At 61.2% G+C, this 20765-nt stretch carries 19 protein-coding genes; 10 read left to right on the forward strand and 9 right to left on the reverse strand.

Annotation, left to right across the window (positions count from 1 at the left end; all coding sequences use genetic code 11):
• Positions 1-6: 6 nt before the first annotated feature.
• From U5G49_RS29375 to U5G49_RS29395, 5 genes are all read right to left on the reverse strand, one after another.
• Positions 7-936, reverse strand: a complete 930-nt coding sequence (locus tag U5G49_RS29375; protein ID WP_018245918.1) for a substrate-binding domain-containing protein — start codon at positions 934-936, stop codon at positions 7-9.
• Positions 937-1134: 198 nt separating this feature from the next.
• Positions 1135-2019: a carbohydrate ABC transporter permease gene (locus U5G49_RS29380; RefSeq protein WP_018245919.1), complete on the reverse strand. Its 885-nt coding sequence runs from the start codon at positions 2017-2019 to the stop codon at positions 1135-1137.
• Entirely contained in the window at positions 2009-2983 is a 975-nt protein-coding gene (locus U5G49_RS29385) for a carbohydrate ABC transporter permease (RefSeq protein WP_018245920.1), read from the reverse strand. The genes U5G49_RS29380 and U5G49_RS29385 overlap by 11 nt, the downstream gene beginning before the upstream one ends.
• A gap of 82 nt (positions 2984-3065) precedes the next feature.
• The gene (locus tag U5G49_RS29390) at positions 3066-4289 is read right to left on the reverse strand and encodes an ABC transporter substrate-binding protein (RefSeq protein ID WP_182564763.1); all 1224 of its coding nucleotides are present in this window, start codon (positions 4287-4289) and stop codon (positions 3066-3068) included.
• Between the two features lie 50 nt (positions 4290-4339).
• Positions 4340-5659 (reverse strand): alpha-L-fucosidase, encoded by a 1320-nt coding sequence (locus tag U5G49_RS29395; protein ID WP_193442741.1) that lies wholly within the window; start codon positions 5657-5659, stop codon positions 4340-4342.
• A gap of 210 nt (positions 5660-5869) precedes the next feature.
• Between U5G49_RS29395 and U5G49_RS29400 the strand changes: the two genes are divergently transcribed.
• The 7 genes from U5G49_RS29400 to U5G49_RS29430 all read left to right on the forward strand — a co-directional run bounded on the left by U5G49_RS29400 (position 5870) and on the right by U5G49_RS29430 (position 12569).
• Entirely contained in the window at positions 5870-6877 is a 1008-nt protein-coding gene (locus tag U5G49_RS29400) for a LacI family DNA-binding transcriptional regulator (RefSeq protein WP_018517828.1), read from the forward strand.
• A gap of 140 nt (positions 6878-7017) precedes the next feature.
• Complete coding sequence (locus U5G49_RS29405; protein ID WP_020493439.1) at positions 7018-7800, forward strand: FadR/GntR family transcriptional regulator; 783 nt, start codon at positions 7018-7020, stop codon at positions 7798-7800.
• A gap of 123 nt (positions 7801-7923) precedes the next feature.
• Entirely contained in the window at positions 7924-8502 is a 579-nt protein-coding gene (locus tag U5G49_RS29410) for an isochorismatase family protein (RefSeq protein ID WP_018245925.1), read from the forward strand.
• A complete protein-coding gene (locus tag U5G49_RS29415; protein WP_130748199.1) occupies positions 8499-9509 on the forward strand; it encodes a GlxA family transcriptional regulator in 1011 nt (336 codons plus the stop codon). Before U5G49_RS29410 ends, U5G49_RS29415 begins: the two co-directional genes overlap by 4 nt.
• 239 nt (positions 9510-9748) lie before the next feature.
• Positions 9749-10762 (forward strand): ABC transporter substrate-binding protein, encoded by a 1014-nt coding sequence (locus U5G49_RS29420; protein WP_112907238.1) that lies wholly within the window; start codon positions 9749-9751, stop codon positions 10760-10762.
• A 95-nt stretch (positions 10763-10857) separates the two neighbouring features.
• Complete coding sequence (locus U5G49_RS29425; RefSeq protein ID WP_112907804.1) at positions 10858-11676, forward strand: ABC transporter ATP-binding protein; 819 nt, start codon at positions 10858-10860, stop codon at positions 11674-11676.
• An 11-nt stretch (positions 11677-11687) separates the two neighbouring features.
• Positions 11688-12569 carry an ABC transporter permease gene (locus tag U5G49_RS29430; RefSeq protein ID WP_193442739.1) on the forward strand — a complete coding sequence of 294 codons (882 nt, stop codon included), beginning with the start codon at positions 11688-11690 and terminating at the stop codon, positions 12567-12569.
• A gap of 76 nt (positions 12570-12645) precedes the next feature.
• Here U5G49_RS29430 and U5G49_RS29435 read toward each other — a convergent pair whose 3' ends face one another.
• The 4 genes from U5G49_RS29435 to U5G49_RS29450 all read right to left on the reverse strand — a co-directional run bounded on the left by U5G49_RS29435 (position 12646) and on the right by U5G49_RS29450 (position 17633).
• A complete protein-coding gene (locus tag U5G49_RS29435; protein WP_193442736.1) occupies positions 12646-14046 on the reverse strand; it encodes a sensor histidine kinase in 1401 nt (466 codons plus the stop codon).
• Positions 14036-14704 carry a response regulator gene (locus U5G49_RS29440; RefSeq protein WP_047620756.1) on the reverse strand — a complete coding sequence of 223 codons (669 nt, stop codon included), beginning with the start codon at positions 14702-14704 and terminating at the stop codon, positions 14036-14038. The genes U5G49_RS29435 and U5G49_RS29440 overlap by 11 nt, the downstream gene beginning before the upstream one ends.
• Positions 14705-14803: 99 nt before the next feature.
• The gene (locus U5G49_RS29445) at positions 14804-15712 is read right to left on the reverse strand and encodes a carbohydrate-binding protein (protein ID WP_130729576.1); all 909 of its coding nucleotides are present in this window, start codon (positions 15710-15712) and stop codon (positions 14804-14806) included.
• Between the two features lie 124 nt (positions 15713-15836).
• Complete coding sequence (locus tag U5G49_RS29450; protein WP_130729575.1) at positions 15837-17633, reverse strand: heparinase II/III domain-containing protein; 1797 nt, start codon at positions 17631-17633, stop codon at positions 15837-15839.
• 131 nt (positions 17634-17764) lie between these two features.
• On the opposite strand from U5G49_RS29450, the gene U5G49_RS29455 reads away from it, so the two are divergent.
• From U5G49_RS29455 to U5G49_RS29465, 3 genes are read left to right on the forward strand one after another with little or no spacing between them, the layout of a single operon-like run.
• Positions 17765-18751, forward strand: coding sequence for a carbohydrate ABC transporter permease (locus U5G49_RS29455; RefSeq protein ID WP_193442734.1), 987 nt, complete (start codon positions 17765-17767; stop codon positions 18749-18751).
• Positions 18748-19584, forward strand: a complete 837-nt coding sequence (locus tag U5G49_RS29460) for a carbohydrate ABC transporter permease (protein ID WP_168298388.1) — start codon at positions 18748-18750, stop codon at positions 19582-19584. The genes U5G49_RS29455 and U5G49_RS29460 overlap by 4 nt, the downstream gene beginning before the upstream one ends.
• A 4-nt stretch (positions 19585-19588) precedes the next feature.
• The gene (locus U5G49_RS29465; protein WP_193442731.1) at positions 19589-20761 is read left to right on the forward strand and encodes a glycoside hydrolase family 88 protein; all 1173 of its coding nucleotides are present in this window, start codon (positions 19589-19591) and stop codon (positions 20759-20761) included.
• Positions 20762-20765 lie beyond the last annotated feature (4 nt).

Consider the following 20765-nt stretch of genomic DNA (forward strand, 5'->3'; position numbering starts at 1 on the left):
TTATGCTCACTGGCTCTTCGGCAGATAGGTGGCAATGTTCTCAGGTGTGACGAGTTCGAAGGGAACGTTGTTTTCGCGCGGCACCTTCTCTTTGCGGATCAGCTTGACGGCGGCATCGACAGCGGCAGCGCCCTGCCCGACGGCGCTCTGGAGAATGGTGACGTCGAGATCGCCGGCCACCATCGCGGCGAGCGCGTCGTCGGTCGCATCGACGCCGGCGACGACGACATCCTTCATCGGCATGCCGGCTTTCTTCATGGCCCGGATCGCGCCGAGCGCCATCTCGTCATTATTGGCGATGACCGCATCGAACTTGACGCCGGCCGACAGCCATTCCTGCATCTGCTGGTCGGCATAATCGCGCGACCAATAGGCGGCCTGCCGCTCGACGATCTGAAGGCCCTTGCAATCCGGCGTGGCGATGACGTCGGAGATGTCCTGGGTGCGGGCGCGGGCGGCCGCGTGGAAGGGTTCGCCCATCAGCACGACGACGCGGCCTTTGCCTTTGAGGAGCGCGCAGACCTGCTTGGTCTCCAGCGTTCCGGACTCCTTCTCGTTGGAGGCGACCACCACCTGATTGTCCGGCAGGTCCAACAGGTTGGAAGGAACGTTGTTGATATAGATCAGCGGAATGCCGGCATCTGCCGCCATCTTGGTCATTTGCGGCCCGAGGTCGCCATCGGAGACCGCAAGGATGATCGCGTCGACCTTGTCGGCAATGAGCTTCTGCACCTGCTGCTTCTGGACTTCGTTGTCGCCCTTGGCATTCTCGGTGACGAGCTTGAGGCCGGATATCGTCTGCCCATGCGAGACGACGCCGTTGAGAAGCACCGTTCTGAATTTGTCGAGATCGGACATCGAAACCCCGATCGTCTGGGCATGGGCAGCAGAGATCGATATCGCCAAGGCGATGGATGCAAGCGTGGCCGTTTTCATGAATTCCCCTGCACAATTCGGATATGAAATGCGTTATTTCAAATTTTGGTTAAATTTTACTTTTCGGCCGGAAGCAAAAGTTAAGCGCGATGATATGTTTGCGACGGCACGAGCGCCTTCTTGGGCGGCAACCGAGCGGACTTGAAGGGCATCACAACAAACTTGATGCGATGCGCTTAAATCTTTGTTTTTTAACTATTAGCGTCCACCAAAGCCGGAGCTGACGGTGATACCCTTGTAGATCACCCTCTGCAGCACGATGGCCAGGACGACGCCCGGCAGCATGGAGATCGTCGCACCCGCCATGATGTAGTTCCACGCGGTGCCTTGCTGTGTCTGGAACAGGGTGAGCCCGAGCGGCAGCGTGGCTTTTTCAACGCCGCTGGTGGCGATCAGCGGCCAGAGGAAGCTCTTCCACTGCGCGATGAAGGTGAACAGCGACAAGAGGCCGATGGCCGGCATGGCAAGTGGAACGATGACCGTGACCAGGATGCGCAGGCGCGAAGCCCCGTCCATCATCGCCGCCTCGTCGAGATCCTTGGGAATGCCGAGGATGAACTGTCGCAGCAGAAAGGTGCCGAAGGAGCTGAAGGCGACCGGCAGGATCATGCCGTGATAGGTGTTGATCCAGCCGAACTTGCTGACGATGAGAAACAGCGGGATGACCAGCATCACCTGCGGGATCATCAGCGTACTGAGATAGGTGAGCAGCAACCCCTCCCGGCCGGGAAACTTTAGCCGGGCAAAAGCGTAGGCAGACAGGCAGGATACCGCAATCACGATCGCCGTGACGCCGCAGGCGACCACGAAGGAATTCAACAGGAAGGTTCCGAACGGCAGGGAAACCAGGGCTTCGACGAATGTTCCCCAACGATACTCCTCGGGGAAGATGCGGACCGGCACGGCCATCACCTCGGCATTGGAGCGCACCGCGTTCGACACCATCCAGAAGAAGGGGAAGAGGAAAAGCAGCGCGATCAGCGAAAGTGCCGTGTAGCTGACGAAGGCGCCGACGCGCCGCAATATGCGGTGACGATGCTGGGACACGGAATGCGGATGCCGTGAGGTCGGATCAATCGTCATAATGCACCCATTTGCGCTGCATGTGGAATTGCAGGATGGTGAGCGCCATGATCATGACGAACATCACCCAGGCCAATGCGGAGGCATAGCCCATCTGGAAGTTGGTGAAGCCCTTCTGGTAGATGGCGAAACCGAGCGTGGCCGTCGCCGAGCCCGGGCCGCCGCGCGTCATCGCGAATATCTCGTCGAAGACCTGCAGCGAGGTGATCGCCGTCATCACGGTGCCAAAGAAGATGGTCGGCGATATGAGCGGCAGGCGGATGCGCCAGAAGCGCTGCCAGGCATTGGCACCGTCGATCGTCGCCGCCTCGAGGTAATGCTTCGGCACGAGGTCGAGCGCGGCGTTGAACATCACAACGTTGTAGCCGACATTCGCCCACAGGGTGACGAGCACGACCGCCTGCATGGCCCAGCTCGAGCTCAACAGGAAATTCGGCAGACCGAGGCCGAGCGCGCGGATGATGCTGTCGGCCAGCCCGTCCGGCGTGAAGATCAGCAGCCATACCACCGATGCGGCGATGGTGGGCGTGAAGGTCGGCAGGAAGAAGATCACCCGGAAGATCGCCTTGCCGCGCTTCAGGCTCGATATCCAGACCGCCAGCGTCAGCGAGACGATTATATTCAGCGCCAGATACTCGACGGCGAAGAACAGCGTGTTGCTCAATACGGTGTAGAAGGCCGGATCGACAGTGAAGAGCCTGATATAATTCTGAAAGCCGACGAAGGATGGCGTCGAGATCAGCTGCCAATTGGTAAAGCTGAGCGCCAGCGACGCCAGGATCGGCAGCGCCATGAAGACCATGAAGCCGAGGAAGCTCGGCAGCAGGAACAGCATGGCTGTCTGCGTCTCCGGCTTCAGGAAGCGCCGTGGCTGACCGGGCTGCAAGGGAACTGCGGCAACAGCGCTTTGCGACATGTCTTCCTCCATGCGCGGCAGGACCTGCCGCAGCGCGAGCTGGCGCATGACCCGAAAATCGGAATCGATTTTCCGATAGGATCATGCGCAGATTTCAAAGCGACCGCGCGTCCTGTCGGACGCGCTGGCTCTATTGCTGTGCAAGGCTCTGGATAGACTCCATCGTCTGCTTGGCATCGGCGCTGCCGGCGAAAGCCGGCGGGAAATACTGGTTGAACAGGTTTTCCACCGCCGCCCAGTTGTTGGTGATCACGTAGGGCACGGAGTGCGCCAGGGAATAGTCGATGGCCTCGCCGCCATTGGTGATGTCCTTGGCCGCCACCTTGTACCAGGCGGATTGCGACGCCGTGCGCGCCGGCAGGGCACGGCCCTGCTCGGCGAGATAGGATAAGGCTTCAGGGCTGGTCAGCACCTGGATCGCCTTCCAGGCAGCATCCTTGTTCTTGCTCGTCGTGGCGATGCCGAAACCGGAGCCTGCGGTGACGGCGGAAAGTTCGCCCTCATCGCGCGGCAGGGTGGTGAGGCCGATCTTGAACTTGGCCTGATCCTTCATGCCGATGATCGACCAGGGGCCGTCGATATACATGGCGACATTGCCCGAATTGAACCGCCCCTGGATGACATCACCGGGATCTGCGCCACCCGAGGGAACCAACGGCGCGATCTTATCCTTGGCGGCGAAACCGACCACTCTCTCGGCGGCGGCAACTGCACTCGCACTGGTCAAGTCAAGCTCGCCGGCATCGTTGACGTATTTATCGCCCCAGGCCGCGGCCAGGACCGAATAGTTGGTCGGGGTGATACCGAAGCCATACTTGCCGTCCTTCGTCAGCTTCTTGGCGGCATCGGTGAACTCGGCAAGCGTCCAGCCCGGCTTCGGCAGCGGAACGCCGGCGGCTTCGAGCGCGTCCTGGTTATAATAGATGACCCACGGACCGACATCGTAGGGCAGGCCGTAAAGCTGCTTTTCGACGGACATGCCGCCAATGATCGAGGGGGTAAAGGCGCCGACGTCGAATTTGTCAGCCTCGATCCGGTCATTCAGGGGCTCGAGCAGCGAATAGAAGTTCGGCATGCGCAGCGACTGCATGGAAACGATGTCGGCGAGTTGGCCCGATGCCGCCAGCACCGGCAGCCTCGTCCAATAATCGACCCAGCCCGTCGTCGTCAGCGTTACCTTGATGTCGGGATACTTGGCGGTCACCATCTCTGCCAGGTGTTGCCAGCTCTTGGTGTCGGTTTCGGAGCCGGTCCACATCTGCCAGGTCAGGGTGACCTGTTCCGCCGATGCGGCAGTGGCAAAAAGACTGCTGCCGATAGCGGCAAGCAAAAGCGTTTTCTGCAGAACCTTCATGGGTTTCTCCTCCCTCCATGAACGCAAAGGACACGCGAGTGCGATCGAGCTCACGCCTTCAGGACGATCTCGATCACCGGCACGGTAACGTCCGGGCGCCGGACCGGCAGTTCGAGCGTGATCATGCCTTCCGGCACCGTCACGCCGATATTGGAATCCACATCCTTGGTATGGCTCAGCCAGTGCACCTCGCTGGCGTCGTGCAGGAACTGCGCATAGGCGATCCTGTCGGCGAGACCTTCGATGTGGATGTGGCGGTAAGGCCAGTTGTAAACATGCAGATAAAGGCGGTTACCGCGCTGGGTATAACGGCAGCCAGCCGGCACCGGATAGCAGGAGGGCCCTGCCCCATAGATGGAACGTCCGTTGACGGCCATCCAGTTCTGATAGACCTCGAGCGCGCTGATGGCGCGCGCATCGAGCGTGCCCCGGCCGGTCGGGCCGACATTCATCAGCAGGTTGCCGCCGAGCGCGACGGAATCGATCAGCAACTGGATGATCTGTTCCGGGCTCTTCCAGGTATCTTCGTCGCGGTGATAACCCCAGGAGCCGCTGAAGGTGTGGCAGGCTTCCCAGAGTACCCCCTGGCTGGCGATGGCGGGGGCCACGCGCGGCGTATATTGCTCCGGCGTCGTGACGTCAGGCAGGTTGCCGGGCGGCAGGTCGAGGCGGTTGTTGACAATGATCTCAGGCTGCAGCTCGCGCACCAGATCAACCAGGCGCTCGCTCTCCCAGTCGGCGCGCCCCTTGCCGGGCAGGCCGCGATATTCGCGCCCGGGATAGCTGAAATCGAACCAGATGATGTCGATGCGGCCGAAGCCGGTCAGAAGCTCGCGCACCTGTTCGCGCATATAGGCAGCGTAGTTGGCTATGTTTCTGCCAGCGTTCAGCGCCTTGGCGTCGGGATGGTTGCGTAGCGGATGGTGAACGTCGATCGGGAAATCGGGATGGTGCCAGTCAAGCAGCGAATAGTAGAAGCCGATCTTCAGCCCTTCGGCGCGGAAGGCGTCGACCAGCGGCGTCAGCAGATCTTTGCCACAGGGCGTGTTCGTCGCCTTGTAGTCCGTCACCTTGCTGTCCCAGAGGCAGAAACCCTCGTGGTGCTTGGTCGTCACCACGACATATTTCATGCCGGCAAGACGTGCCCGCCGCGCCCACTCCTTGGGATCGTAGAGATCGGGATCGAAATTGTCGAAATAGCGCTGGTAGTGGTCGTCGGTCAGCTCTTCGCGGTTCTTCAACCACTCGTGCCGGGCTCCCAAGGCATAGAGGCCCCAATGGATGAACATGCCCAGGCGATCCTGGCTGAACCAGGCGTGTTTGCCCGCCCCTCCCGATGCCGGATTTTCCGGCTGGCGTTCCGAACTCATGACAGGTTTCTCCTCCCTGTTTTCCGGCTGAACGTCATATCGAACCGGTTCGGTAAATGATCATCTCGCCTGATCCTATATCTGTCAAGCCGAAATTCGCGATCACAAGATCAGAAAAGCAAACCCTGCAAAACAGGCGATTTGAAGCATGCATGTTGCGCCGACCAATAAAATCGGACATAACAAGACATTAGAACCGGTTCGATCGTTATGACCACCATACGAGATGTCGCGCGCCTTGCGGGGGTTTCAATCTCGACCGTCTCGCTGGCGCTCAATAGCCCGAAGCGGGTCGGCGCCGAGACGCTTGACCGCATCCAGCAGGCGATAAAATCGACCGGTTACCGCATCGACCCGGTGGCCCAGACGCTGGCGCGCGGACGCAGTTCGCTGATCGGTTTCGTTTCGGCCAATCTCGGAAACATGTTCTTCGGCGACATCCGGCGAGAGATCGAGCACCAGGCGCTCGACCACGGCTATTTCGTCCTCATCGCCGACTCCTCCGGCAGGGCCGATCTCGAACGGGCGCTGCTGGAGCGGCTGGAGGCGCAGAAGATCGCCGGCATTGCGCTGGCGGCAAATGGGCGGGGCGAGGAGTACGCCACATTCCTGCGCGACTTCAAAACTCCGATCGTGATGTTCGACCAGAAAGTGGAGGGCGCCGAGCGCGATTTTGTCGGCTCCGACAATCCGCTGACCACCACCATCCTGACGGAACATCTGCTGCAGCTCGGCCACAGGCGCATCGGCTTCATCTCCGGGCCGAGCGGCCTGCACACTGCCGACGAGCGCCTGAAGGGCTTCATGAACACGATGGCCGGCGCCGGTGTGGACATCGATCCTTCGCTGGTGGTCGAAGGCGGCTACACCAGGACCGGCGGCCATGCACAGGCGATGCGGCTCTTGACCCGCCGCGACCGGCCGACCGCCATCATCGGCGCCAACAATATGACAGGCCTCGCAGCACTTCAGGTGATGCAGGAGATGGGTTTCCGCTGCCCTGACGACGTGTCGCTAGCGATGGTCGACGACGTGCCCTGGAGCAATGTCATCACGCCCCGCATCACCATGGTGGTGCAGGATGCGCAGAAGCTCGGGGAATTGGCGGCGCAGCGTCTGCTGGCTAGAATAGCAAGCCCGGAGGGCGCCGCCGCACCGCCGCAGGATTTCATCCTGACGCCGAGATTCGTGCGCGGGGAATCGACCAGGCGGCTGTGAGTGCTTCCACCGGTCCTCACGCATATGCGAAAGCCGCGTCGAGAGATGTAAGCGCAGTGCCGGATTTTCACTGGCCGGCCGTTATGCATTGAAAGTCGGAAAAATTTGTCATACATGTGTGATGAATTGTGAATTTCGCAATGCCGCGTTTGAACGGCATGCGGATCAAAGCCGATGCGGGGGCGTGCGTGGCTATGCAGATGAAGGATCGCAGCAAAGGCTCCGGGTCGCTGGTCTCACAGGTCGGCGAAAGCCTCCGGCAAGCCATATTGAGCGGCCAGTATTCGGCCGGCGACAAGCTTCCGAGTGAGCATGAACTGACCGAAACGCACAGCGTCAGCCGCACCGTCGTGCGCGAGGCCGTGGCCGCGCTTCGCTCCGACGGGCTTGTCGAGGTGCGTCAGGGAGCGGGTATCTTCGTCCTCGGCGCCGATCCGGTTCTCTCCGCTGGGAAAGCCGACAAGGCCCGCGTTGTTTCCGATCTGGAAGTGCTCGAGATCAGAACGCCTGTCGAAATCGAAGCCGCCGGTCTTGCGGCCTTGCGCCGCTCGCCCGCGCAGGAGGAGGCGATTTTCGAATGCCACCGGAAAATCCTCCTGTGCATCGAGAGCGATCACTCCATTCGCGAGGCGGATCTGGAACTCCATGCCGCCATCGCCGAAGCCACGAACAATCCGCTCTTCCGGCAGTTCCTGGAGTCCCAGGGCTCGGCGATCATCCCGCAGTCGCGGCTGGTCCCTGAAACAAGGACAGCCGAGCAGACCGCCTACCGAAAGCTGATACACAGGGAGCACGAAGCGATCGTCATCGCCATCTCCGACAGGGACGATCAGGCTGCCCGCAACGCCATGCGTGAGCACCTGGTCGGCAGCCAGGCAAGGTACCGCAACCTGCTGAAGGATCTGCGAAGCTTTACGAGCTGATAGTTGATCCCGGAACTGTCTGGAAGCGTCCGCAGCGATTGGCGCGAATTGTCCGCTATTTGTCCGGTGCGCGCATTTTCTCGTACCATCAAATTGCCGAATATGGCTTCATGATCAACCGCCATGGAGCAAAAAATGTCCGGCCATGATACTGTCCTTCTCGTTATCGACGCCCAAGAGTCTTTCAGACAACGCGATTACTGGGATGAAAACCTCGCTTCCGCCTACATCGATCGTCAGCAGGCTCTGATCGACGGCGCGGAAGCCGATGGAATACCCATCATCCAGATCTTCCATGTCGATGAAAACGGGCCGTTTTCGGAAGCATCCGGATTCGTCAGCACACTCGCCCCGCTCAGGATCACTCCCAAGGCGACGTTCAGGAAGGGGCGCCACAGCGCCCTGGTCGGTTCCGGTCTCGACGTGTGGCTGACCGAGAACGGCGTCCGTCGTATCCTCGTCTCCGGCATTCGCACGGAACAGTGCTGCGAGACCACCACCCGCCACGCCTCCGATCTCGGCTATCAGGTCGACTATGTCGGCGAAGCGACCCTGACCTTCCCGATGACCGACGCAACGGGACGCACTTGGAGCGCAAGGGAAATCCGGGACCGGACCGAACTGGTCCTCTCAGGCCGTTTCGCTCGGATCGCGACCGTCGAACAGGCATTGGCGGGGCGCGAAAAGTCACTCGCCGCATGACGGACGCCGCGCAGCCCTTCGATATCCCGGTCTTCGTCGTCGTGCCGCCGCGCGTGCTGCTGCTCGACGTCGCCGGCCCGATCGAAGTGCTGCGCAAGGCGAACCTCGAACAGCGCACAGTCCGCTTTACCGTCACCTATATCGGCCCATCAGCGACGGTCGGCAGTTCGATCGGTCTTGCCGTTACGGGTGTCGTCGCATTGCCGGAACGCTTGCCCGATAGCGCGCTTGTCGTCATTGCCGGCAGCGCCGACGCCCCGATGGCAAACAGTCGTCCGTGGGACAAACAGGAACGCGCTGACCAGGCAGCCATTATCGCATGGCTGAAGCGCGCCATCCGTCCGGGAATTCGACTGGCTTCGATCTGCTCGGGCGCATTGCTCGCTGCCGAGGCCGGAATGCTCGACGGTCGCGAATGCACCACCCATCACGGCTGTATGGAAGATCTGATCAGGCTCGCGCCCACCGCGCGCGTCCGGGACAACCGGCTCTATGTCGAGGACGGAGACCGCCTCACGAGTGCCGGCATCACCGCCGGCATAGACCTGATGTTGCATATCGTCGCCGAAGCGGCGGGGCATGCCTGCGCGCTTGCGGTGGCGCGATATCTTGTCGTCTATCTCAGGCGCGGCGGCTCGGATCCGCAGCTTTCGCCCTGGCTTGAAGGTCGCAACCATATTCACCCGGTCATTCACCGTGCACAGGATGCGGTGGTCGCCAACCCCACTCAGGACTGGTCGGTGGCCTCCCTCGCCCGCCTCAGCGGCGCCAGCCCGCGCAACCTTTCACGGCTGTTCAACGAGCAGACGGGCATGAGCGTTACGGATTTCGTCAACCGCATGCGCGTGGCTCTTGCCCGCGAGATGCTCTCTGGTTCGCGGCTGGACATGGAGGTCGTCGCGATGCGCGCCGGCTTCGGCTCGGCGCGGCAGCTCCGCCGCGCCTGGAACCGTTTGAATGACGGCCCGCCGAGCGCGGCGCGGGCAAGGCTGCCCGCAGGTTCATAGGCTGCTCACCACCGGTCACCAGATCGCGATGACGGTCGCGGACATATTCTCTCCCAATTTTCACGTTGAAGCGCTTGCCACGACGGGGGATGCATGGATGGAATTCCACGGGCTGCTTACCCATCCGTGACTGAAAGCTAGTTGAAAGCTTCGACGTCATAGGAAGGGGCAGCATCGTGGAGGAGACACAGTCAAAGTGGCGAGACGACGATGCTAGCAAACCACAGGAGGAGATTTCCATGCGTTCTTCACGCAGCCTTTTTCACACCGTCGCTTTTTCGACGCTTCTCGCCGCAGCATCTTTGGCTACCAGCGCCGCACATGCGGCCGATAAGATCACCATCATGGTCGGCGGTTATGAGAAGCAGATCTATCTGCCCGCCAAGCTTGCCGAATCGCTGGGATACTTCAAGGACGAGGGTCTCGACGTCGAACTGCTGAATGAAGCTGCCGGCGTCGATGCCGAAAACCAGCTTCTGGCCGGCGCCGTCCAGGGCGTGGTCGGCTTCTACGACCATTGTGTGGACCTGCAGGCCAAAGGCAAATTCGTCGAATCCATCGTCCAGTTCAGCCAGGCGCCGGGCGAGGTAGAGATGGTTTCGAGCAAGCACCCTGACATCAAGTCGCCGGCCGACTTCAAGGGCAAGAGCCTCGGCGTCACTGGTCTCGGCTCGTCCACGAACTTCCTGACCCTCTTCATGGCCTCGAAGGCCGGCCTGAAACCCGGTGATGTCGTCACGGTTCCAGTCGGCGCCGGCGGCACCTTCATCGCCGCCATGCAACAGGACCAGATCCAGGCCGGCATGACGACAGAGCCGACGATCTCGCGCATGATCAAGACCGGCGAGGCGAGCGTGCTCGTCGACATGCGCACGGTCGAGTCGACCCGTAAGGCGCTTGGTGGCACCTATCCGGCCGCCTCGCTCTACATGGAAGCCTCCTGGGTCGATGCACACAAGGAAGAAGCGCAGAAGCTCGCCAACGCCTTCGTCAAGACGCTGCGCTACATCAACACGCATTCAGCTGCCGAGATCGCGGACAAGATGCCGAAAGACTTCTACGTCGGCGACAAGGACGGTTACATCAAGGCTCTCGACGACGGCAAGGGCATGTTCACATCGGATGGCGTCATGCCGGAAGACGGTCCGAAGACCGTGCTTGCCGTGCTCTCGGAGTTCTCCAAGAACGTCAAGGGCAAGCAGATCGACCTTTCCAAGACCTATACGACGGAGTTCGTCAAGAACGTCAAGTAAGGCGTCGCGTCGCTTCCGGCCCCAACCGGAAGCGACCTCCCGATCGATCCATGGGCATTGCGTGCACGCGCCCAAAGCACGCCTCAGGTATCATCATGCAATATGACAAGAACCAGATCCCGGCGATCGAGCTGATCAACGTCAGCCGCCGCTTCGTCTCGCCGACCGGCAAGTCCCTTACGGCCTTGCGCGATTTCAACATGACGGTCGCCCGCGGAGAGTTCGTCGCCGTCGTCGGCCCTACCGGCTGCGGTAAATCGACGACGCTCAATCTTGTGACGGGTCTCGCACGCCCGAGCGCCGGTGAAGTCCGGCTGATGGGCGGGCCGATCACCGGCATTGACCCGCGTGTCGGCTTCGCGTTCCAGACCGACGCACTCTTTCCCTGGAAGAACGTGATCGACAACGTCATGGCCGGCCCGCTGTTTCGGGGCAAGTCGCGCACTGAAGCGGAAAAGAGCGCACGCGACTGGCTGGCCCGCGTCGGCCTTTCGAAATTTCTCCATCACTATCCCCACCAGCTTTCTGGCGGTATGCGCAAGCGCGTCTCCCTGGCCCAGACATTCATCAACGAGCCGGAAATCCTGCTGATGGACGAGCCGTTTTCGGCTCTCGACGTGCAGACCCGCACGGTCATGCATGAAGAGCTCTTGAAACTGTGGGCGGAGCGCAAGGCCTCGGTGGTGTTCGTGACCCACGACCTCGAAGAGGCTGTCGCCCTTGCCGACAAGGTCTACGTCCTGACCGCCGGCCCTGCGACGGTAAAGTCGGTCTACACGATCGATCTCCCCCGCCCGCGCGTCGTATCGGAAATCCGCTACGAGCAGAGCTTCATCGACTACTGCAAGACGATCTGGGAGGACCTGCGCGAAGAGGTCGAGACCAGCTACCGCCGCGCAAGCGAAGCGGCCTGAGGGAGGATATCATGGCACACACCACACTTGAGGCCGGTTCGGCCACCATGTTTCGGCCGGGCACGTCGGACACGGAAATCGAGGCATCGGCGCTGAAGGCGATGCGCCGGCGCAAGACGCTGGTGCGCTTCTGGCAGATCGCCATCCTGGTCTTCGTGATCGGCATGTGGGAGCTGTCTTCCAACATGCAATGGATCGATCCGTTCTTCTATTCGAGCCCAAGCGGCGTCGTTCAGCGCCTCTACGAATGGGCAACCGAGGGCACCACGGAGGGTTCGCTCTGGTATAATCTTTGGGTGACGATGGAGGAGGCCCTGATCGGCTTCTTCGCGGGTTCGATCACCGGCGTCTTCGTCGGCATTGGTCTTGGCCGCAACCGCTTCCTGTCGGACATTTTCTCCGTCTACATCAAGGCGATCAACTCGATACCGCGCGTCGTTCTCGCCCCCATCTTCATCATGATCATGGGTCTCGGCCTGCCCTCCAAGGTTGCTCTCGCCTTCATCATGGTCTTCTTCGTGGTGTTTGCAAACGCCTTCCAGGGCGTGCGCGAGGCCGATCGCAATATGATCGCCAACGCGCGTATCCTCGGCGCCTCGGACTGGCAGGTCACCCGCACCGTGGTCATCCCATCGGCCATGAGCTGGATCTTCGCCAGTTTGCACGTGTCCTTCGGTTTCGCGATCATCGGCGCAATCGTCGGCGAATTCGTCGGCGCCCGCTTCGGTATCGGCCAGCTCATCTCGATCGCCAAGGGTACGTTCGACGCCGCCGGCATGTTCGCGGCAATCCTCCTCGTCATGGTCGTCACGCTTTTTGCCGAATACATCATGACATTGATCGAGAACCGCCTTGCGAAATGGCGTCCGCAGCAGCAGCTCGATACCCAGTGATCAAATCGACCTCCTCCCAAGGCAGATCGACCAGAAGGCCGGGCGCGATGCCCGGCCTTCTTTGATGCACTTAGGTCTAAGCGAGCGGCAGCCGCACCGTCACGACGAGCCCACCGCCTTCCGCGTCATCGAGCGAGACTGAACCTCCAGCGCCTTCGACGACCTCCCGAACGATCGCAAGCCCCAGACCACTCCCCTCGGCTTCGGTCCCGATGATCCGGTAGAAGCGTTCGAAAACCTGTTCGCGCTCCCCGCTCGGAATACCCGGCCCGTTGTCCTCGACGGTCACGACGGCGTTGCCGTCCGCCTCCCCGACCGCGACGGTCACCTGCCCATTCGGACGGGTATAGCGGATCGCATTGTCTATGAGGTTGACCAACATCTCGCGCAACATCGTCGCGTCGCCGTCGACAATGACCGGGCGGACGGCTTCCAGGCCGACGTCGATGTTGCGTTTGAGCGCCTCTTCGGCATGCGCTTCCAGGATCTCGCGGGCAGCCTTCGTAAGGTCGGTCGCATCGCTGCGCGGGCGCCGGCTTCCGGGCTCGGCCCGCGACAAGGTGAGGAGCTGGCTGGCGAGACGCGAAATCTGCTTCGTGCTGCTGCGAAGGGCGAAAAGCGCCTCGTCGCGGCGGGCCGCATCGGCTTCGCGGGCCGCCACGCTCGCCTGCGTCGAAATCAGCGCCAGGGGGGTTCGCAGTTGATGCGCCGCATTCGATACGAACCGTCGCTGCGCGGCCATCTGGTTCTGGACGCGCTCCATGTAGTCGTTCAGGGCGTAAACGAGCGGCTGCAGCTCGCTCTGCACCATCTCCGGCGACAGCGGATCGAGACGGTTGCGCCCGCGTTGGCGCAGGGCGTCCCGCAGCCTCAGCGCAGGGGCCAGGCCACGCTGAAGGCCGAGGATGGTCACCAGGCTTGCGACGAAGACGAGCACGAACTGCTTCGAAAAGTCTGAGAGCCACAATTGCCTTCGCATCGCATACTGGCTGTTATGCGTAACGGCGACGGTCACGGAGATCGCGCCGTCATCGGGAAGGCCGACGACAGGATGGTCGAGCATCATGACGCGCACATCGGCACCGTGGAACGTGCGATCCTCACCGGTGCGCTGGACGGCCGGCAACGGCAGGTCGGGAAAGCCGCTGACCAGACTGCCCCATGCGGTAATCACCTGATAAGACACCCGGTCGCCGAAGCCCGTGTCAAACATCTCCAGCGCGGAAGGCGGCACGTCCACCTGAACATTGCCGCCCTCGTCGACGCGGACGGCTTCGGCAATGACGCGCGCCGATGCCAGAAGTGTTCGATCCGTCACCAGCTTTGCTGTGGCGTCCGCCGTCCAGAAGCTGTCGTAGAGATTGAAGCCGATCGCGCCGAACAGGGTCAGCAGCACCCAGCAGAGCAACTGCACCCTCAGGCTCTGGCTGAGCCGCGCGATCGTCGCGCCCACCTTGGTGACGAGGCTACTGGACATGTCTGAGGAGATAACCAAGTCCGCGCAACGTGGCAATTTGAACCGTACTGCCCTCGAGCTTCTTTCGCAGCCTGTGGACGTAGATTTCGATGGCGCTCGGATCCGCCTCGTCGTCGAAACCGAACACGCTTTCGGAAAGGGCGGCTTTCGAGACGGTGTTGCCAAGCTTCATGACGAGCTGTTCAAGCACGGCATATTCGCGCGGCGTCAGCTGCAACGGCTCGCCTGCGACGAAAAACTGCCGCGTCCCGCCGGAGAAGCGCAGGTTGCCGACGGTAATCTCGGATGATGCCCGGTCCTGGCCGCGGCGGACCACCGCACGGATTCTCGCTTCGAGCTCGGCGATTTCGAAGGGTTTGGCGAGATAGTCGTCGGCGCCGCTGTCAAGCCCTGCAACACGGCCGTCCAGGCTCGCATTCGCGGTCAAGATGATGACCGGCAGCTTGTTTCCGGACTGCCGCAATCGCTTCAACAGCGTCAATCCGTCAAGCTTGGGCAGCGCCAGATCGAGGATCATCGCCGAATACTCCGCCACCTTGAGCATATGCTCCGCGTCCTCGCCGTCATGGGCAATGTCGATAGCGTATTGCGCCTGTCGCAGGGCTTTACCCAGCCAGGCCGCCAGATCCTTGTTGTCCTCCACCACAAGCAGTCTCATCTGACCTTCCTAGCACGTGCAAACGGTCTGACAAGCGTGACACAGTTTCCACCGCGGATGCTTGGCCTCTGTTCCCGACCGAAGCAGAAGGAGATGGTATCACCTGCGATCGGTCTCCGCGTCGTCAAGACGAACGCTGACAGGAACGGAAGTTTTCAGGCGCCCATGAGCGCTCCCGGAATCTCTTTCGACCGCAACCGGGACGTCCTGGTCTCCGGCGCCCGGCGCCTCGATTCCCCAGATTTCGATCTGGGTCAGCGCCGGATAGGGCGAGGCGTCCTCGGCCTTGATCAGACCGTGCAGTTCCACCCATTCGACGATGCAGGGCTCTATCGGAAAGGCTTGAGCGACGCCTGATTTCACCAACGGAAAACAGGAGGTCTTGCCGTTCGAGAAGGTGACGCTGGCTTTTTCCCACCAGGAATCATGCGGAAAGTCGGCCCGGAGATAGAAAACGATCTCGTCGATCCTGACCAGCCTGCCGAATTCCACCGTTAGCGCCGCGTGAGGATCGCGATTGATGCCCCAGCTCGTATAGGGCCAGAAGCCGTGATCATCGTTGGCCTTTTCGCCGTCGATCGCGTTACGCGCGGCAAAGACCGCTTCGCCCCGGGTTTCGACATTGGCGCGCGCATGCGGAAACAGCGTCCGATTGGCGTGATCGTCCCAGGGGTTCAGGGCGAGATTGCGCCGGTGAATGATCTCGTCCGGCCGCGTGCTTCGCGCTGATAGCCGGTGGATATCGCCCCTGAAGGCATTCGGGGAATAGGGCTTGCGTTTGTCGCCGAAGGGCACAGCGAGCGAATAGGCACATTCCTTCATATAGACCAGGCCGGGTTGGGTCGCGCCATCAAGGGAGAGGAAGACATGTCCGGGCTCGGAGACCTCCACGACCACGCGATCGCCTTCGCGATAGCTCTGGCGATACACCAGGAACGTCTCGTCCCGGCCTGCGGAACTGGCCAGCACCGCCCCATCGGCATCCACGATCTTCAGCGTCAATTCCATGCTCGTCCTCCCCAGAGCATGATGCCGAAAAGTGTGAGCGATTTTCGGACGACATCATGTTCTAACTCTTTAATTTAGAACAGGATTCAGATTTCAGGCCGACCCGGCCTAAAATCATCCTGTTCTAGACGATCCGCAATCTCAGGAGCCTGCCGGCAAACGGCAGGCGCAGCCGATAGATTTTCTCGGGCCAGGCCGATCTCAGCCGGGCGTCGTCCACGACGATTTCATCAATTTCGATCTCGCCGGTGCCATCGACGAAAATGCTGCCGAGGTCGGCCAGATCGATCCTGTCGGGGCCGACAGTCGGCACCACGCATGTCATCAGAGACAGGACCGCCGGCTTGCCCCCGTCATAGGTATCGACGATCTCGACGTGGCGGCCGCGCAGCAGGGAAACGACGCGTCGGTAGCTGTGCAGCTGCGCCTCGGGGGAATAGGCGCCTGATATATCGAGCGATATGCGCGCGTGCTCCTCGTCAAACTCGACCTCGACATCGCGCGCGCCAAAGGCTTCGCCGGCCGACTGCATGACGCCTGCGAATGTCGGCAGGTTGTGGAAAGCCGACTGCATCGTCCATATCTCGTAGCGCCGCGCCGAAAAGGTCTTTGCGGTATAGGTCTCGACGCCGACATCGATCAGGAACGGATGTCCGTTCTTGTAAAGCGTGACACTTCCGACATCGTTATGATTGTGGCCCTCGCCATTGTTGCCGCCCTTGACGGCAAGCGAAAACTGCCGGTCGCGGGCGATGAACAGGCCGATGCCGGGATAGAAGATATCGCGCCCGGATGCAGGAGGTGGCTCGGCGGCGGCGGGGATTGCAGGGCCGACCAGCAGTTCCTGCACGCGATACCAGAGGTTCCATTCCCCGGGCAGGTGCGGATTGTCGGAAGCGGCCCTGTCGGATGCAGCGAACTCAGCCAGCATCTCAGAGCCGACCGCCTGTCCGAACAGGTATTCCCGCGCGCTGCAGGGTTCAACCACCGCGGAGGAATCCGCGAAGTTGAAATAGTAGCGGCCGGCCACATGCATATGGGCAATATATTCGGCCATGTTGCGGATCTTCGGCTGCTGCCAGACCCCGGCGAACAGGCCGGGCGCCACCGCATCCAGGATGGTCAACGCGCCATGCAGGCAGAGTGCGGCATGGCGGTAGTAGAGCACACCCTCTTCGCAGGCCCCGTCCTCGGCATAGTCCTTCAGGAAGGCGTAGAAGCTGCCGAGCGCCTTTCTGACGACGGCGTGACGCGTGGGCTGATCGGTTTTCAGGGAGAAGACCGTCAACAGGACGTTCTGGCTTATCCACGCCGTCCAGTTGTTCATCCGCTCCTGACCGCGGCCCATCCACCAGAAATGCCGGCCGAGATAGGGCGAAAGGATGCGGGTTTCGATCTCGCGTTCCACGCGTGCCGTAATCTCGGGGCTGATGCCGTCGAGCTCGTCGCGAAGCAATGCAACGATGGTGGCAAGCAGCGCCGCCGTTTCGGCGGCGAAGAGATCGACGACAGGCTGCGAATTGTCGGGAAGCGGCAGGCGCGCGCCGCTTCGTTCATAGGCGTTATGCGCCGGAAGCTGCCAGCCGCTCTCCTCCGCAATCAGGAAGATGCCGTCGACGACCTTCGGCAGGAACCGCGCCTTGCCTTCGATGAGTTCGCCGAGCACCAGATTGTTGAGCATCCGCCGCCGCGTGAAATAAAGCTCCTCGAAGCGCGCGCGGTTGCCCGTTGCGGTGAACTCCCGGTAATCCGAAGCCGCAATCAGCGGCCAGGCGCGCGCAAGCGTCTCTTCGGCCTCGCGAATGATCAGATCCCGTACCGCTTGCGGCACAGCGCTCCATCTGGCGCGATCGGAGCAGACCGCCCCGGGCGTGAAATCGCCCAGCACATCCGGCAGCTCCCCTGAAATCTCGCTGAGCATGTCTCTCCCCGTACCGGAAAAGCATCGATGGGCGTTTGGTCTGCATGCTCACCTATCATATGTATTTTGCGCTTTCCATAAAATTCGTATGACCTGTTCAGAACTTGTTTGACCAATACCGGATATGTGCTATGTCGTTGCGGGAGGAAGAGGAGGCATCGGTGTCCCTATCGAATTCGGTCATCGCGACGGATGGCGCCCTGGCAACCTCCGGTCGGAAGGTCGCGGTCCTGTCCAAGCGCCAGCGCAGGATCCGCAACGCGCTCGTCGCCTATTCCTTCATCGCGCCGAACTTCATCGGCTTTGCCGTCTTCACGCTCGGCCCGATCCTGTTCGCCTTCGTGCTTGCCTTCATGCATTGGGACGGTTCGAATGCGATCACCTTCGCCGGCCTCGACAATTTCTGGCGACTCTTCGATGACAAGGCCTTTATCGCGGCGTTCTGGAACACGGTCATCTATACGGTCGCTTCCGTGCCGGCGACACTCATCTGCGCGCTCGGCCTTGCCGTACTTCTCAACCAGAAGATCGCGGGGCGCGTTTTCTTCCGCACGGCGATGTTCTTCCCCTATGTCGCCTCGCTGGTGGCTGTCGCGGTCGTCTGGAACATGATCTTCAATCCCGAGATGGGACCGGTGAACATGATCCTCTACACGCTCGGCCTCGATCCCAAGAACATGCCGGGATGGGCGGCCGATCGCCACTGGGCGATGGTGACGGTGATCCTCTTCGGCATCTGGAAGAACATGGGCTACTACATGGTCATCTATCTGGCCGGCCTGCAGGGCATCAATTCGGAGCTCTATGAGGCCGCCGATCTCGATGGCGCCAATTCCTGGCAGAAGTTCATCCATGTCACGGTGCCGCAGCTCGGGCCGACGACCTTCTTCGTCACCGTCATGCTGACGATCCAGTCCTTCAAGGTGTTCGACCAGATCTACATGATCACCCAGGGCGGACCCGGCACCTCGACGCTCGTCCTCGTCTACCACATCTACAACGAGGCCTTCATTTCCTGGGATCTCGGCTATTCCAGCATGGTTGCGCTCGTTCTGTTCTTCCTCGTGCTCGCCGTCACCGTCTTCCAGTTCCGGCGCCAGAGGGAGGATGGTGAATGAGGATCGCAGGACGCAAGGTGAGCCTCAAATCGGTCGCGATCTACGCCATCGTCATCGCCGTCACGCTCATCATGCTGATGCCCTTCGCCTGGATGCTCTCGGCATCCCTGAAACTCAGCCGCGACGTCTTCGCCTTCCCGATCGAGTGGATACCGTCCGAGCCGCAATGGCATAACTACGTCGATATCTGGACGAAGATCCCGCTTGCGCTGTTCATCTACAACACCTCGAAGCTGACGATCATCGTCACGCTGCTGCAGCTTTTGACCTCCAGCTTTGCGGCCTACGCCTTCGCCAAGCTGAATTTCCCCTACAAGAACACCCTGTTTCTCGGCTATATCGCCACCATCGCCATGCCCTGGCAGGTCTATATGGTGCCGCAATTCCTGCTGATGCGCGAATTCGGCCTCAACAACACCCATCTGGCACTGATCTGCCTGCAGGCTTTCACCGCCTTCGGCGTCTTCCTGATGCGGCAGTTCTACATGTCGATCCCGACCGAGCTCTGCGAGGCGGCCCGCATCGACGGCATGAACGAGTACGAGATCTGGGCGCGCATCATGCTGCCGCTGTCGAAGCCCGCGCTCTCGACGCTGACGATCTTCACCTTCGTCACCACCTGGAACGATTTTCTCGGGCCGATGATCTACCTGACCAAGACCGAGCTGAAGACCGTCCAGATCGGCCTGCGCATGTTCATCTCGCAATATTCGGCCGAATACGGGCTCATCATGGCAGCCTCCGTCGTCGCCCTCATTCCGGTTCTCGTCGTCTTCCTCTCTCTCCAGCGCTTCTTCGTCGAGGGCATCGCCTCAACGGGACTGAAGGGTTAAATCCATGAACGCCGTTTCGTCCGTCGCCCCGCAGCCGATCACCGACCAGGAGGTCAAAGCCGCGCTCGACCTTGCCGTCGGGCAGATCAGGCGCAACCTTCCCGCCTTCACCTATGCCTCGCAGAACCATTCAAGCGTCGGAAATTTCTATCCCGCCGTGGCGAACGAACAATGGACCGCGGGATTCTGGCCCGGCGAGCTGTGGCTCGCTTTCGAGCACAGCGGCGAGGCCGTTTTCCGCGATGCTGCGCAGGTCCAGGTCCAGTCGTTCCTGCATCGGATCGTGAACCGCATCGAGACCGATCATCACGACATGGGCTTTCTCTATTCGCCCTCCTGCATCGCCGCCTGGAAGCTTGTCGGAGATGAGGATGGCCGCAGGGCCGCCATCCTGGCCGCCGACCAGTTGATCGAGCGTTTCCAGCCCGTCGGCCAGTTCATCCAGGCCTGGGGCCGCAAGGGGGTGGCGGAAGAATACCGCTACATCATCGATTGCCTCTTGAACCTGCCGCTTCTCTACTGGGCGAGCCGCGAGACCGGCGATCCGAAATACCGCGAGATCGCTCTCATTCACGCCCGCACCACGCTCGCCAATTCGGTTCGGCCAGACGATTCCACCTATCACACCTTCTACATGGACCCGGTCACGGGAGCGCCGGTGCGCGGCGCCACCAAGCAAGGTTACAGGGACGACAGCGCCTGGGCGCGCGGACAGGCCTGGGCCATCTCGGGCATGGCGCTCTCCTATCGCTATGAGCGGATCGAGGAATACCGCCAAACCTTCGACCGGCTGCTCGCGTTCTATCTCAACCGGCTGCCGGCCGACATGGTGCCCTATTGGGATCTCGTCTTTTCGGACGGCGACGGCGAGCCGCGCGACAGCTCGTCGGCCTCGATCGCGGCCTGCGGCCTTCTGGAAATGGCCGATCTCGTCGAGCCGGAACCGGCCGCACGCTATCGCACCCTGGCGCGCCGCATGATGAAGAGCCTTGCCGATCACTACGCGGTCAAGGACCCAGCCGTCTCCAACGGCCTGGTGCTGCACGCCACCTATTCGAAGAAATCGCCCTTCAACACCTGCCGCGGCGAGGGTGTCGATGAATGCGTCTCCTGGGGAGATTATTATTACATGGAAGCTTTGACGCGCCTTTCGCGCAACTGGTCTTCCTATTGGTGAATTC

It is taken from the genome of Rhizobium indigoferae (assembly GCF_034554815.1).
In the GTDB taxonomy this organism is placed as follows: domain Bacteria; phylum Pseudomonadota; class Alphaproteobacteria; order Rhizobiales; family Rhizobiaceae; genus Rhizobium; species Rhizobium leguminosarum.